The 13581-nt window shown below is 58.9% G+C and carries 15 protein-coding genes; 6 read left to right on the top strand and 9 right to left on the bottom strand.

What is annotated here, in order from left to right; genetic code table 11:
- Nucleotides 1-25: 25 nt before the first annotated feature.
- Nucleotides 26-241, top strand: coding sequence for an FmdB family zinc ribbon protein (locus tag MWR57_RS01670; RefSeq protein ID WP_423123048.1), 216 nt, complete (start codon nt 26-28; stop codon nt 239-241).
- A gap of 60 nt (nt 242-301) precedes the next feature.
- Here the strand turns inward: MWR57_RS01670 and MWR57_RS01665 are convergent, their stop codons facing one another.
- Nucleotides 302-2584, bottom strand: coding sequence for a peptidase U32 family protein (locus MWR57_RS01665; RefSeq protein ID WP_423123047.1), 2283 nt, complete (start codon nt 2582-2584; stop codon nt 302-304).
- Between the two features lie 265 nt (nt 2585-2849).
- Here MWR57_RS01665 and MWR57_RS01660 point away from each other — a divergent pair, with 265 nt between their 5' ends.
- The gene (locus MWR57_RS01660) at nt 2850-3233 is read left to right on the top strand and encodes a hypothetical protein (RefSeq protein WP_423123046.1); all 384 of its coding nucleotides are present in this window, start codon (nt 2850-2852) and stop codon (nt 3231-3233) included.
- 51 nt (nt 3234-3284) lie between these two features.
- On the opposite strand, the gene MWR57_RS01655 is transcribed toward MWR57_RS01660, so the two are convergent.
- Genes MWR57_RS01655 through MWR57_RS01645 form a run of 3 tightly spaced genes read right to left on the bottom strand, consistent with a single transcriptional unit; the run spans nt 3285 to nt 5003 of the window.
- Entirely contained in the window at nt 3285-3461 is a 177-nt protein-coding gene (locus MWR57_RS01655) for a hypothetical protein (protein ID WP_423123045.1), read from the bottom strand.
- Between the two features lie 4 nt (nt 3462-3465).
- Complete coding sequence (locus MWR57_RS01650) at nt 3466-4167, bottom strand: YggS family pyridoxal phosphate-dependent enzyme (protein WP_423123044.1); 702 nt, start codon at nt 4165-4167, stop codon at nt 3466-3468.
- Between the two features lie 5 nt (nt 4168-4172).
- Entirely contained in the window at nt 4173-5003 is an 831-nt protein-coding gene (locus MWR57_RS01645; RefSeq protein WP_423123043.1) for a TatD family hydrolase, read from the bottom strand.
- Between the two features lie 174 nt (nt 5004-5177).
- Between MWR57_RS01645 and MWR57_RS01640 the strand changes: the two genes are divergently transcribed.
- The 3 genes from MWR57_RS01640 to coaBC are packed head-to-tail and all read left to right on the top strand — an operon-like array spanning nt 5178 to nt 7495.
- Nucleotides 5178-5687: a nitroreductase family protein gene (locus tag MWR57_RS01640; RefSeq protein WP_423123042.1), complete on the top strand. Its 510-nt coding sequence runs from the start codon at nt 5178-5180 to the stop codon at nt 5685-5687.
- 37 nt (nt 5688-5724) lie between these two features.
- Nucleotides 5725-6258 carry a hypothetical protein gene (locus MWR57_RS01635; RefSeq protein ID WP_423123041.1) on the top strand — a complete coding sequence of 178 codons (534 nt, stop codon included), beginning with the start codon at nt 5725-5727 and terminating at the stop codon, nt 6256-6258.
- 22 nt (nt 6259-6280) lie between these two features.
- Nucleotides 6281-7495: a bifunctional phosphopantothenoylcysteine decarboxylase/phosphopantothenate--cysteine ligase CoaBC gene (gene coaBC / locus MWR57_RS01630; protein WP_423123040.1), complete on the top strand. Its 1215-nt coding sequence runs from the start codon at nt 6281-6283 to the stop codon at nt 7493-7495.
- A gap of 49 nt (nt 7496-7544) precedes the next feature.
- On the opposite strand, the gene MWR57_RS01625 is transcribed toward coaBC, so the two are convergent.
- The 4 genes from MWR57_RS01625 to MWR57_RS01610 form a co-directional block, all read right to left on the bottom strand.
- Nucleotides 7545-8021: a coiled-coil domain-containing protein gene (locus MWR57_RS01625; protein ID WP_423123039.1), complete on the bottom strand. Its 477-nt coding sequence runs from the start codon at nt 8019-8021 to the stop codon at nt 7545-7547.
- Entirely contained in the window at nt 8018-8902 is an 885-nt protein-coding gene (locus MWR57_RS01620; protein WP_423123038.1) for an HDOD domain-containing protein, read from the bottom strand. The genes MWR57_RS01625 and MWR57_RS01620 overlap by 4 nt, the downstream gene beginning before the upstream one ends.
- Before the next feature lie 105 nt (nt 8903-9007).
- Entirely contained in the window at nt 9008-10066 is a 1059-nt protein-coding gene (locus MWR57_RS01615; protein WP_423123037.1) for a LysM peptidoglycan-binding domain-containing protein, read from the bottom strand.
- A gap of 137 nt (nt 10067-10203) precedes the next feature.
- Nucleotides 10204-12717, bottom strand: coding sequence for a heavy metal translocating P-type ATPase (locus MWR57_RS01610; protein ID WP_423123036.1), 2514 nt, complete (start codon nt 12715-12717; stop codon nt 10204-10206).
- 148 nt (nt 12718-12865) lie between these two features.
- On the opposite strand from MWR57_RS01610, the gene MWR57_RS01605 reads away from it, so the two are divergent.
- Nucleotides 12866-13066 (top strand): heavy-metal-associated domain-containing protein, encoded by a 201-nt coding sequence (locus tag MWR57_RS01605; protein WP_423123035.1) that lies wholly within the window; start codon nt 12866-12868, stop codon nt 13064-13066.
- A gap of 44 nt (nt 13067-13110) precedes the next feature.
- On the opposite strand, the gene MWR57_RS01600 is transcribed toward MWR57_RS01605, so the two are convergent.
- Nucleotides 13111-13377, bottom strand: coding sequence for an HP0495 family protein (locus MWR57_RS01600; protein WP_423123034.1), 267 nt, complete (start codon nt 13375-13377; stop codon nt 13111-13113).
- Nucleotides 13378-13581 lie beyond the last annotated feature (204 nt).

Below are 13581 nucleotides of genomic sequence, written 5' to 3'. Positions count from 1 at the left end.
ATCAGCAATTTTCAAGGAGAACGACATGCCCATCTATGAATACCGCTGCCAGGAATGCAAGTCCCTGTTTGAGACCATTGTCACCTCCTCGGAAACCGCTCCTGAGCCGGTCTGCCCGAAATGCGGCAGCAGCGTTGTGAAAAAAACCATCTCCGCCTCAAGCTTCCGGATTTCCTCCGGTTCAAGCTCCATCCCCTCGGGAGCGCTCTCGGGCTGTTCCACAAAATCGGGTTTTTCCTGAGCCTGAACACAATGCGGCCAGGTTGGCCGCACACAGCTCAACAAACAACTTCACCCTGATTCACAACAACGTCCCCGTATAGTTGAAGGTTCTGAGCCTGCGCCCTCCGCGTCCCGGCTGGCCGGACTGGCGGAATACCGCGACCAGTTCGTCCGGCCTGGGGTGCAGGTGGGAGAGATCGACCACCCCGTAAGCGACACCCCGGGCGGCAAGCTCCGCGCTGTGCGGCACAAGGGAAAAAGGCTGGTCTGCCACGGCCACGGTCTGGCCCCAGCACTGTTTGAGCACGATCACCTCGCCCTTGGGGCTGACCAGGGGCTGATCGTATTTAAAAAAGGGCGAGGCCAGCCGGGCAGTGAAGAGCGGGGGCAGACCGTAAATGGTCATGCCCATGGGCAACGCGTTTTTATGACCGAAAACATCGAACAGGTTCTGCCGGTCGGTTTCAATGGCCAATTGGACATTGCCGAGCCCCAGTCCGGCCAGGGCCTGGACGCTCAGGCTGTTCAAGACATTCAGGGTATAGTCGCCACACAGAAGCAGCCTTTCGCTCGGCGGTTGCCCAACCCTCCCTTTTTTCCGGCCTGACGGATGGCTTTCCCCGCCCGGCGCATCCACCGCCTGGACATCAGCCGCAAAAAGGAGACGCTGGCCGATATGGCCGATCTGCCAGGCATTGTATCCGCTGGTGCGCAGATGACCGATGGCGTCGCGGTAAAATTGCAGGTCCTCCTCCAGGATCACCGGAGGCAACGCCCAGACCAGCCGCCGACGATACGGGATCAGCCGTTTCTGCTGCCGGGAGTATTGGGCAAAGGTCTGCCTGGACAAAGTGATGACCAGTCGCGACGGCGGGGTGGGCAACTGCACTTTCAGCGAGTCAAAATCGTCGATCTTCAGCCACCACTCCAAAGGAAGCTGCACCTGGGCCACGCCCCGTCGGCCCTGCGCCTGTCCCTGCTGACCTTGGCCGCGCACCTGACTCTGAGTGCGGACAGGCCGCTCCTCCCGGGTCTTGGCCATGGCCGGTCTGTTGACCGGCTTTCCCAGGAAATGGGCGATCTGCGCCAGCTTGCGGGGATCAACCAGAGTGGCTATTTTTTTACTGAACAACCCCGGCTGGATCCCCTTCTTGGTTGGCTGCTGGCGGCGCTCGCCGATATCCACCTTGTAGAGACTGTCGCCCCATTGCGCCCCCGGCGGCAGATCCACCTGCACCTTGCTGCCTGCCTTGGCCTGTTCCAGCGCCACCTTTCCCTGCCACAACCCCTTGAGGGTAAAGGACTGCCGCTCGCCCGAGCCTTCCTGGTGGATGCGCAGCCGGTCGCCGACCCGGAGCGGTTCTTTGAGGGTCATATGGGCGCGATTACCAGTGACCTTTTCGGTCTTGCCTAAAAACAGGCCGATATTGCCCGAGTGCTGCGGGGCGATGATGTCCATTGGCTGGGCTTTTTTAAAATACCCGAGCGAGGATTTGCGGCCCATGGCCTGCTCCAGCAGCTCTTTCGCCTCGGTCAGCACCGCCGGGGTTGCGGGATTATCCAAGGCCAGCCGGTAGGCCTTGACCACCGAAGCCACGTACTGGGCGCTGCGCATCCTGCCTTCGATCTTGAGCGAACTGACCCCGGCCTGCCGCAGTTGGGGAATCAGCTCAAGCCCGGCCAGATCGTTCATGGAAAAGAGATACCCGGCCGGAGCCCCAGTCCCGCGGCCTTTGCTGCCCCAGGTATAGCGCCTGCGGCAGGGCTGGACGCAACGGCCTCTCAGACCGCTTTTGCCGCCAAGATAGCTGCTGAACAGACACAACCCTGAATAGGCGAAACAGAGCGCTCCATGCACAAACACCTCAAGCTCCACCGGGCATTGCTTGTGGATCTGCCCTATCTCGCTTAACGTCATCTCCCGGGCCAGAACCACCCGTTTGAACCCCATCTCGGCAAACTGCCTCACATTAAGGGAGTTGTGCGCGCCCATGAGAGTGCTGGCATGCAACCGCAACCCGGGAAAAAACTTCCGGGCCAGATAGGAGATGCCGAGATCCTGAATGATGAGGGCATCGGCCTTAAGGGCCTCAAGGGCGGCCAGCTCCTCCACCGCCTTGGAGATCTCATCCTCCTTCATCAGGCTGTTCATGGCCAGATAGACCCTGACCCGGTTCTTGTGGGCATGATCGATCATAGCCGCCACTTCGGCCAGGGAGAAATGACGAGCCAAAGCCCTGGCATTAAAGGCCGGGGCGCCGATATAGATGGCGTCGGCGCCGCTCTCCACCGCCGCCTCAAAGGCCTCGATGGTGCCGGCCGGGGCAAGCAGTTCCATGTTCCGTGCAGGTTGTTTTTCCATGGTCCTACTGTACCAGATCGGGAGCCGATCCGCCTCCGGCAAAATCAGGCGGCAGCACTTACGCCGTCCTCTTTGCGATGAACTTTTTCTTGATTGACATCAGCGACGGAATTCTCCATGCTGATAGCAAAGAGTTTGTCAGGGATATTTTCCAACGATACATCGGGAAAATAGCACGCTTGCCAGCAACAGGGCGTTGCCCCAACACCCCGGGGGGGGGATGGGTTTTCGCATTTTTTAGCACCCACACGTAACAGGAGGCAATATGCTGAAAAAATTGATGATGCTGTCCGCGATAATCGCTGTTCTGGCGCTTTCCTTGGGCATTGCGGCAGCGGCCGATCAAGTACGCGCCCAGCAACAAATCCAAACGCAAGAGCAGATCTACGGCAGTCAAATGATGACGCAGCAGGAGCGGGAGGAGTATCGTTTGAAAATGCGCGCCGCCAAGACCGTGGGGGAACGCGAAAAAATCCGCAAGGAACACCACGAACGGATGAAAACCCTTGCCAAAGAGCGCGGCGTGACCCTTCCCGATGAGCCGCCGGCAATGGGTGGCGGCATGGGCCCCGGTGGCGGCGGCATGGGTCCTGGCGGCGGCATGGGTCCTGGCAGCGGCATGGGACCTGGCGGCGGGCGCAGCCGCTGAACAGGGCTGAGACTCCGACCGTAAAAACCACGCCTGTACCCGGCCAGGCGGTCATTGAGAAAAATTTCTAGCAGGGTGTTGAAAAACTTGTTTTTCGACGCCCTGCGTGCGATCCAGGGATGGATCGCCAATTTCAACGAGTTCCAACTCGATGAAATTGTGAGATCGGACAGAATTCACTTCTGGCCGATCGTGGTTGAAAAAGGCCAGAACGGCTTTTTTCAACATCCTTCTAGACCGCCTGGTCCCTCTCGCCGAACAACGCCGTACCCACCCGCACCAAGGTGGCGCCTTCCTCGATGGCCACTTCGAAATCCCCGGACATCCCCATGGAAAGCGCCACCACCCCCTCCCGGCCGAGAAACCCCTGGGCCGCAAGCTCTTCCCCCAACAAGCGAAGCCGGCGGAAATATCCCCGGCTTTCTTCCGGATCTTCGACAAAAGGCGGCATGGTCATGAGCCCTTGCAGGCTCAGGTGCGGAAACTGCTTCAGATCTCGGCACAGTTGCCCTGCTTCCTCCGGGGCAACTCCGGCCTTTTGCGCCTCGCCGCCCACGTTGACCTGCACCAGGACAGGCATGATCTTGCCCAGCTCGGCGAGTCTCGTTTCCAGCGCCTTGGCGAGCTTGAGCCGGTCCACGGTTTCGATGCAGTCAAAGATCTCCGCCGCGATCCTGGCCTTGTTGGACTGCAGATGCCCGATGCAATGCCAGGCCGCCGCCTGGCCAAGGGCCGCGATCTTGGCCTCGGCCTCCTGCAGGTAGTTCTCGCCGAAAACCGTCTGCCCGGCAGCCATGGCCTCCTGGATTGCCTCAAGCGGTTGATGCTTGCTCACCGCCACCAGGCGCACCGAATGCGGATCGCGCCCGGCCCGTTGCGCCGCAGCCTGGATCCTGGCCCGGATTGCCTCGATATTTTCCGCCACCGTTCCCATCTCTTTCACCGTTCTTCAAGTCCAAAAAGACGCACAGCGTTCCTGGTGGTCTGTCTGGCCACCTCCTCCAGCGAGAGACCTTTCAGCTCCGCCACCTTGTGGGCGGTAAAAAGCAGCAGGCGCGGTTCGTTCCGTTTTCCGCGCTGGGGCACCGGGGCAAGGAAAGGCCCGTCCGTCTCAAGAACCAGGGAGTCAAGGGGAATCTCGCGCACTGCCTCCTGGAGCATCCCGGCCTTGGCAAAGGTCACCACCCCGGGGATGGAAATATGAAAACCCAGGGCCAGCACCCGCTTGGCAAAGGTTGCATCCCCGGAAAAGCAGTGCATCACCCCTCCGGCGGGAAACGGACCGGCAGCTTCAAGCATCTCCATGATATCGTCATGGGCCTCCCGGTCGTGGACCACCAGGGGCAGTTGCAGTTCTTTTGCCAAAGCGACCTGCCGGACGAAATGTTCCTTTTGCAGGGCAACCGGAGCATAATTTTTCACATAATCCAGACCGATCTCGCCGTAGGCCACGACCTTGGGATGGCGGCACAGCACGCGCAACTCTGCGTAATCACCCTCAGCAAGCTCCGCGACATTATGGGGATGCACCCCCACCGTGGCATAGACGCCTGCATGCTGTTCAGCCAGCCCGATGGCCCGGCGCGAGCTTTCCAGATCAATGCCCACAGTGATGATCCGGGTGACTCCAGCCGCCAAGGCCCGAGCCAGCACCGCCTCACAATCGGCCTGATAGGCCGACATATCAAGGTGGCAATGGGTATCGATCAGGACTGTCCCATGACCGGCAACCGGCAGGACAATTTCTGTTTTTTTGGTTCTCTTCTCCATGAAAGCCTCCTTGGCCGCAGTTTCTAACAGGTTTTTATTTCTTCCGCAATACAGCCCTTCCGTGGAAACCGTTTGACAAACCCTTGCCCAACCGACTATGATTTCAGTGAAATTTCACGGTGTTCCGAACAATTTTCGCCGGATGTCATCACAACGCGACCTGCACTCAACCCCATGTCTTCGTCGATTCTTATTGCCATCGAACAGCGGCGCAGTATCCGGAACTTCACCGGGCAACCGGTGGATCTTGGAGCGCTCTATGATATTATCCAGGCCGGGGTCTGGGCGCCTTCCGGCCTGAACAACCAGCCCTGGCGCTTCGTCATTGTCACGGATGCGACAATCCGCGGCCGTTTGGCCGAACAAACCACCTATGGCCACATTATTGCCGGCGCCCCTGCCCTGATCGCGGTGTATCTTGACCAGGAGGCCGTGCATGATGACCTTAAAGACGCGCAATCGGCCGGAGCCTGCATCCAGAACATGCTGCTGGCTGCCGAGGCCCTTGATCTTGGAGCTGTCTGGCTCGGGCAGATCCTGAAAAACCGGGAAAACGTCAGCCGGATTCTCGGCCTGGCCGAAAATCTGGAACTGATGGCAGTCATCGCCATCGGCCACCCGAGTCGCCGGGACCAGCAATCACAGAGAAAACCCTTGGCGGAATTCATCGTCAAGGAGTTATAACCGTATTGTCTTTCACCCCATTCCCAGGAGGCCTTTCATGACAACCCCATGCAAACCGTTCCGCACTGTTTTTCTCACAACCATTCTCGCGCTCGCAAGCCTTGCCGCCCTGAGCGGCTGCGCCGAATTGGGCCTGGGCGCCAGCACCGATCAAGGTGTTCCCTCTTCGGACCCTTTCGCCTCGTCCGCCGCTTCTTCCACGGAACAGCCCTATCGGGCCAATGAATTCTCCGACATCCTGATCCCCAGCGAGTTCGACTGGGACCGGGAAAAAAGCATGGTCGTCCGGACCGACTCTTTTGCCGGCGGGGTATTGCAATACAACGGCCGGGTCGACATCTCCTCGTCCGCCGATTTTTTCAGCAACAACATGCCCAGAAACGGCTGGAAGCTTGTAGGCTCCACCCGGTACAAAAACGTGCTGCTGGCCTTCACCAAGCCGAACAAGACCTGCACCATCGTCCTGACCGAAAATAAACTGCTCATGCGCACGGAGATTGCCATCTATGTCACGGAAGACATCACGGCAGGCGGCGCCAAACAGGCAAACCCCTTCGGTTCCGGTTTATAAAAAAATCAGCAGGCGCGAAGCCATGTCTCTTCTCACCGACAAAAAGATCCTTCTCGGGATCACCGGAAGCATCGCCGCCTACAAGGTGGCGGACTGGGTTCGCGCCCTGCGCCGTGAAGGCTGCCGGGTTACCGTGGTCATGACCGATGCCGCCTGCCGGTTCATCAGCCCCCTGACCATGGCGGCCCTTTCCGGCAATCCGGTGCACACCTCCATGTTTGCCGCCGAGGCGCCGGAAAAAATTCCCCACATCAGCCTGGCCAGGGAGCATGACCTGCTGGTCATTGCCCCGGCCTCGGCCCAGACCATCGCCCGGCTGGCCCATGGTTTGGCCGATAACTTGCTGGCCACCATCACCCTGGCGTCCTCCGGGCCAGTCCTGGTGTGCCCGGCCATGAACAGCGCGATGTTCCAGCATCCGGCCACCCAAGCAAACCTTGCCGCCATCAACTCTTACGGGTATGTGGTTATCGAACCCGATTGCGGGAAAATGGCCTGCAACGAAGAAGGCCCCGGCCGCCTGACAGAATGGGAAAACGTGCGGCAGGCCATCCTCACCGCCTTTGCCCCCCAGGATCTTGCCGGGGAACAGGTGCTCATCACCGCCGGCCCGACCAGGGAGCCTTTTGACCCGGTCCGTTTCTTGAGCAATCCCTCCACCGGCAAGATGGGCTATGCCCTGGCGGCCGCGGCCAAACAACGGGGGGCAACGGTCACCCTGATCAGCGGCCCCGCCTCCCTGAGTGCCCCTCCGGGAGTCCGATGCATCCAAGTCACCTCCGCCCTTGAGATGCGGACCCATGTCTTGGCGTGCCTCGATGCGGCCACCATTGTCGTCAAGGCCGCGGCGGTGTCCGATTTCCGTCCCGCCGAAACCGCGGACCACAAGATAAAAAAGGGGCAATCCGAACTCTCCCTGCAGCTTGTCGCCAACCCGGATATCCTCAAGGAGTTGGGAGAACGCAAGGAAAGCGCTACGAAATTCCCTTTACTCGTCGGTTTTGCCGCGGAGAGCCGGGATCATCTCAAGGAGGGGGCGAGAAAACTCAAGGAAAAGAATCTTGATCTGATTGTGATCAATGATATTGGGGGAACGGAAACCGGTTTTGGCGTCGGCACCAACCGAGTCACCCTGCTGGACCGCAATGGCGCGCAGGAAGAGGTGCCGCTCTTGAGCAAGGAAGAAGTCGCCCACCGGATCTGGGATGCGGTGGCCCGGCTGACGGACAACCGCTGAGCCCAGGGCGGACAACTTCTCCGCCGGGATCATTCTTCCGGCAACCGGATCACTTCTTTTTCCCGCGCCGCTGCATTTCCTCGTGGAACTCCGGATACAGTTTTTTGGTGCATTCCGGGCAGATCCCATGGCTGAACAGGGCATTGGAATGCGTGCTGATGTATTCCTCTATCTGGCGCCAATACCCGGTGTCATCCCGAATCTTTTTGCATGAGGCGCAGATGGGCAGAAAACCGCTCAAAACCTTCACCTCCTGCATGGCCTTTTGCAACTGGTCAATGAGCTGCACTTTCTCCGCCTCTGTCCGTTTGCGATCTTCGATTTCGTCAAGGAGTCGTCTGTTGGCGGCGTCAAGTTCCCTGGTCCGCTCACTGACCTTCTTTTCCAGATTGCAGTAAATATCCAGATACCTGGAGGTCGCCTCCTCATACTCCTGCCTGGTCAAGCGGAGTTCGTTGCCAAGATGGCGCACCTGTGTTTCAAGTTCGTCAATGCGCTGGGAAAGCTTCGGGTCGCGAGTGCTCATGCGCTCAGATATCCTTTCTGCTCGATTCTTTCCAACTCGTCCCTGACCAGCTCCCCGATAAGACGCAAGGCATACCCCTGCAGACCAAGATCCCGGACATATTGCTGGAGAATCTCCCTCTCGGGAAGCGGCATGGCCACGTAGCCATATCCCTGCTCAAACATGAGATAGTCGGCGATGAAGATTGCTTTGACAAACAGACGGTGTTCTTCCCCGGCACTCTCGGGATCATGATGAAACCCTATGCCTTCCGTGAGTTCCGACGGAAAATTCCAGCTTTCGGCCAGGGCTCTGCCGACCCTGCCGTGATCGTATCCGAAGAGAGAACTCTCGGCGACGGACAGGGCTTGGGGCGCACTTTCCATGGTTTGCATCAACAGCATGAAGTCCCGATGCAGGAGCTGGTCTTCGACAATGACCCCGATGTCGTGCATCAATCCCGCGGCGTAGGCATTGTTTCCCTTCTCCCCGAACTCACGCCGGTAAACGGTCTTGGCAAAAAGGGCGACGGCCAGGCTGTGCCGCCACAACTGGAGTCGGGAATAGCCGCAAATGGACGTGCCGTCTTGGAAAAGCTCGCTCATCTTCTGGGTGAGGATGATTTCTTTGAGCGTGTCGGAACCTATCCAGATCAGGGCCTGCTGGACATCGCTGATGGTCCTGGAGAGCGCGTAGTATGAGGAGTTGGCAACCCGGAGAATCTTTGCCGTCAGCGGCGGATCAACCTCGATGAGCTGAATGAGATCAGAAAAGCCGGCGCCAGGATCGTTGATAATGGACAATATTGCACTTACCGTCCCTTTGATGGAGGAAATGGCCGAGATCTCAACGCGCTCCAGCAGACCGGACAGGGAAACGTTGGGGCTTTTCTCGGTATCCATGGAGCTCGCCTTCGGTGAGGATTAAGAGAGCAAAAACGGCTCCTGCCTCCGGGGAGTTCGCCTTTTCCCCTCTCCCAGGAAAAACCAAAAACAGGGGCGGATATTTTACAAAACCGGAGGGCCGACAACATCTCCCCGGCGCACCTCGTGACTGCTCCGTTTCGTCACCACCGCAGCCGCGGTCGTTGCCGAAACCCGCAGGATCATAATTTCGCCGGAAGCCCTCCCCTCGGAGGGATCCGCCCCGGCAACCGACAACAGGTGTCCGGGCGCAAGACCCTGATCCGCGCCGATATTGAGATAGACAATATCCTCGGGTCCGGCAAATTGACGCATCATATGAAACGCCACAACCGATCCCGTTGCAGAGGCTGGCCCGGGCTGGATCGGTTGTTCGGAAACATTAGGGAACACAGGAACCTGCCCCAAAAGATCACCGTTTTTCACCTCGGCAAAAGCGCGCCGGATAATCCCCTGCTGCCGGGTCCCGTCCGAGACAACAACCTCGATAACGCCGATGTCCGCCAGCAACCGTCCAGGACTTGAACCAAAATAGGAAAGGGCTTTGACCTTGCCCAAATCCCGATATACCCCGAATTGCTGGCCAACCTGCGCGCCGGGGGCAGAGATCAGAATGGTCTCGCCGAGAGCCGCGCCATGCCAGCCTTGTTCGGTATGCAACACCCGCCCCTCGTTGGGGATATTGTTGGTGACCATGCCTACTCCCAGGTCATAATAATGGGCCGGGATATTGCCCATGCCTGCCCGGGCCTGTTCCCCGTCACTGGGCAGATCTTGTTTCGCCACCACAATGGACAGCGGTTCGGAAGAGGACGCCATTCCGGCCCGGGCAAGGGCGGAAGGCCCCGACTCAACCGGAGCAACAATCTCCACGACGGATATTTCCCGTGCCGGAGCTGTATCCAAGCCGGGGATCCTGACGATCTGGCCGGGCAAGATCAGGTCTGGGTTGGAAATTTCGGGATTAAGCCTCCAGATTTTCGGCCAGAGCAGCGGATTATTGAGATACCCCCCGCTCAAATCCCACAGGGTGTCGCCCTTTTGCACCGCATGCGTGGTGGTATTTTCCGCCAGAAGATCCCTGACGCCAAAAACTCCGCAGACAGAGGCGATGATAACCGTACTCGCAACAATTTTTTTCATGCAATGCTCCTTTCGAAACGGACACGATACAATCGGGGAAAACCAGCCGCACATTAAGAGGCCAGTAGTATCATCTACGCAAGATTTCTGAAGATTGTCAAGCCGAGGCTGTGAATCTCCGGATTTTAAAACGCCGGTTAATGGCTCCTGTTGGCAGTCGGCGGATTGAAAAAGCGCAAACGCAGGGCATTGGAAACCACGGAAACCGAACTCATGGCCATGGCCCCGCCGGCGATCATGGGGTTTAAGGTGGGTCCGCCGAAGAGATGCAAAACCCCGGCAGCCACCGGAATGCCGATGATATTGTAGATAAAGGCCCAGAAGAGATTCTGCTTGATATTGCGCATGGTGGCGCGGCTTAGGGAAAGCGCGGCGAGCAGGCCGGAGAGGTGGCCCTTCATCAGTACGATATCGCCGGACTCAATGGCCACGTCGATGCCCGTGCCCATGGCAATGCCGACATCCGCCTTGGCCAGGGCCGGGGCGTCGTTGATGCCGTCGCCCACCATGGCAACCCGGAACCCCTCTGCCTGCAAGGCCGCCACTTTTTCCACCTTCTGGTCCGGGAGCACTTGGGCAAAGACCTCGCTGATCCCGGCCTGGGCAGCAATGGCCCGGGCGGTAATCTCATTATCGCCGGTAAGCATGAAGATCTTGATTCCCATTCCTTGCAGAGCGCTGATGGTCGCGGGCACCTCGGCCTTCAGCCGGTCGGCGATGGCCAACAGGGCGATAAGTCTGCCCTCGGCCGCACAGTAAAGCGCGGTCTTGCCGTCCCCGGCAAAACCGTGGGCGATTTGCTCAACCGCCATACCAAGCCCGGTCACATTCTGCTCCGCCATGAACTCCCGGTTGCCGAGCAAAATATTCTGCTCCCGAACCATGGCCCGGATACCGCGGCCGGGGACCGCCTCGAAATGAGAAGGCTCGGCCAGGGTCAAGCCCTTTTCCCTGGCCGCGTTGACAATGGCCTCGGCCAGGGGATGTTCCGAGCCGCTCTCGGCGCTGGCAACCAGGGAGAGGATCTGGCCGACATCCATCTCCGCGGCGATCGGTTGCACGTCGGTCAACTCCGGACGGCCATGGGTCAGGGTTCCGGTCTTGTCAAAAACCACGGCATCGATCTTCTGCGCCATCTCCAACGCCTCGCCGCTTTTCACCAGCACCCCCAACTGAGCCCCGCGCCCGGTGCCGACCATGATCGAGGTCGGGGTGGCAAGCCCCATGGCGCAAGGGCAGGCAATGACCAGCACGGCGATGAAGATCCGCAGGGCAAAGGAAAACTCGGCCTGACCGATGAAATACCAGGACAACCCGGCGAGAATGGCAAAAACGATGACGATGGGGACGAAATAGAGGCTGATGCGATCCGCCAGATTGGCGATGGGCGCCTTGGAGCCCTGAGCCTCGCGGACCATGGTGATGATCCGGGCCAACACCGTGTCTTGGCCCACCTTCTCGGCCCGCATCTGCAATAAGCCGTTTTTGTTCAAGGTGGCGCCCACCACCGAATCGCCGGCCTCCTTGGAAACCGGGAGGGATTCGCCGGTGAGCATGGACTCGTCCACACTGGAGCGGCCCTTGACCACCGAGCCGTCCACCGGGATGCGCTCACCCGGCTTGACCAGCAGGATATCGCCGGCCTCGATCTCGGCCACGGGAATCTTTTTCTGCTCCTCCCCTCCTTCCACCAGCAAGGTCGCCTCCTCCGGCGCCAGGGCCATGAGCTGGCGGATGGCGTCCGAGGTGCGCACCTTGGAACGGGCCTCCAGGTACTTGCCCAGGGAAACCAGGGCGATGAGCACCCCGGCCGACTCAAAATAGAGATCCATGACCCTGGCCATAACCTCGATGCCCAAGCCGATCTCGATCAGATTCCAGGTGCTGTAGACAAAGGCGGCCCCGGTGCCGACGGCGATGAGCGAATCCATGTTGGGCGCGCCCCGCCAGAGAGCCGGAAAACCGAGCTGATAAAAATTCCGGCCCGACCACATGATCGGCAGCACCAGAAGAAACTGGACAAAAGCGAAGGTAAACGGCGCGTGATGGGGGGCGAGAAACACGGGCAACGGCAGCCCGGCCATCTCGCCCATGGAAAGAAGCAGCAGCAAAACGGCAAAGGCAAAGGCCGGATAGAGGCGCTTTTCCATGGCAACAAGCCGGATGAGGGCCTCCTCCTGCTGGCGCTCAAAATCCGAGCCGCCGGCCAGCGAGGCCACCTGGGCCTTGAAGCCAAGGCGTTCGATACCCTCTCGGATCTGCCGCAGGCTGACCACCTCCGGATCAAAGACCGCCGCCGCCGACTCCGTGGCCAGATTCACCTGCATGGTCCGCACCCCAGGCATATCTCCCACCACCTTTTCGATCCGGGCGGCACAGGAGGCGCAGGTCATGCCAGTGATGGCCAGGGTAAGCCTGGTCTCCTTTTCCGGCAGCACCAACTCAAAACCAAGCCCTTTGACGATCCCGGCAATATCCGCCAGGCTGAGCCGACTAGGCTCCCACTCCACCTCCAGGCTCTCGGCGGCAAGATTCACCGCTGCCGCCCGGATACCCTCGGTGGAGGCCAGCACCTTTTCGATGCGGGAGGAACAGGAGGCACAGTGCATGCCCCGGATGGCGACCCGCTGCTTTTCGGTTGACGGTGTCATGTGTACATTGCTCCGGTATTGATTGCTTTTCCCTTTCACAGTTAAATTGCGCAAACGTGTAAAAAAAATCATTTGCGCCTGACAATACTTTAGTTTTTACTATAATCCTTTCCCACCATTACTCACAAACACAACCAAGGAGTCTCCCATGCCAACCATCCAGATCAAGGGTATGCGCTGCGGTCATTGCGTAGCCTCGGTTACCAGCGCACTCAACGCCATCGACGGCATCAGCGAGGTGAACATCGCCCTGGACAAAGGAGAAGCCACCTTCAACCAGAGCAAGGATGTCCCCATGGCCGACATCAAAAAAGCCATTGCAGCCATCGGTTTCGAGGTGGTGGAGTAAAAACAGACCGCGCCGCGCCGGACCGGGTGCGGCGCGATAAAAAACTACAGCACCATGACCACCGCCGAATGTTCTTTGAAGGCCAGGTACTGAGCCTCGCGGTCCTCGGCGCTGAGCACCACCAGCTCCACGTCCAGACAGAGATATTTACCACCACTGCTCGAATTGGAGAGGGATACCAAACATTCCCGAGCCTGAACAACCTCGGCGATGGCCCCCCGCAGCTCTCCCTGTTCCCTGCCGATGATCTTGTACACCCAGGGGCAAGGGTACTCCATTTCGACCTTTTGCTTGCAACCATTCACCAACACGGCCAGCCTCCGCTCGGTATTTTTCATCCCGCATAAGGGGAAAACGCTCGTACCTATTTATTTTACCAGACCACCCGTCTTTCGCCAACAGCAAGCCAGAAAACGAAAGCACAGACTTACTCCCGAAAAAAATTACACCATTTTGGCTTTATTCTGTATACTTTATCATCCTACTAACCTTTTGGCCTTTTCATAGGCCGTACC

Source organism: Hydrosulfovibrio ferrireducens (genome assembly GCF_046883345.1).
In the GTDB taxonomy this organism is placed as follows: Bacteria; Desulfobacterota; Desulfobulbia; order Desulfobulbales; family Desulfurivibrionaceae; genus Thiovibrio; species Thiovibrio ferrireducens.
The sequence above is the reverse complement of the archived record's forward strand: the minus strand, read 5'-3'. Positions and strand labels throughout refer to the sequence as shown.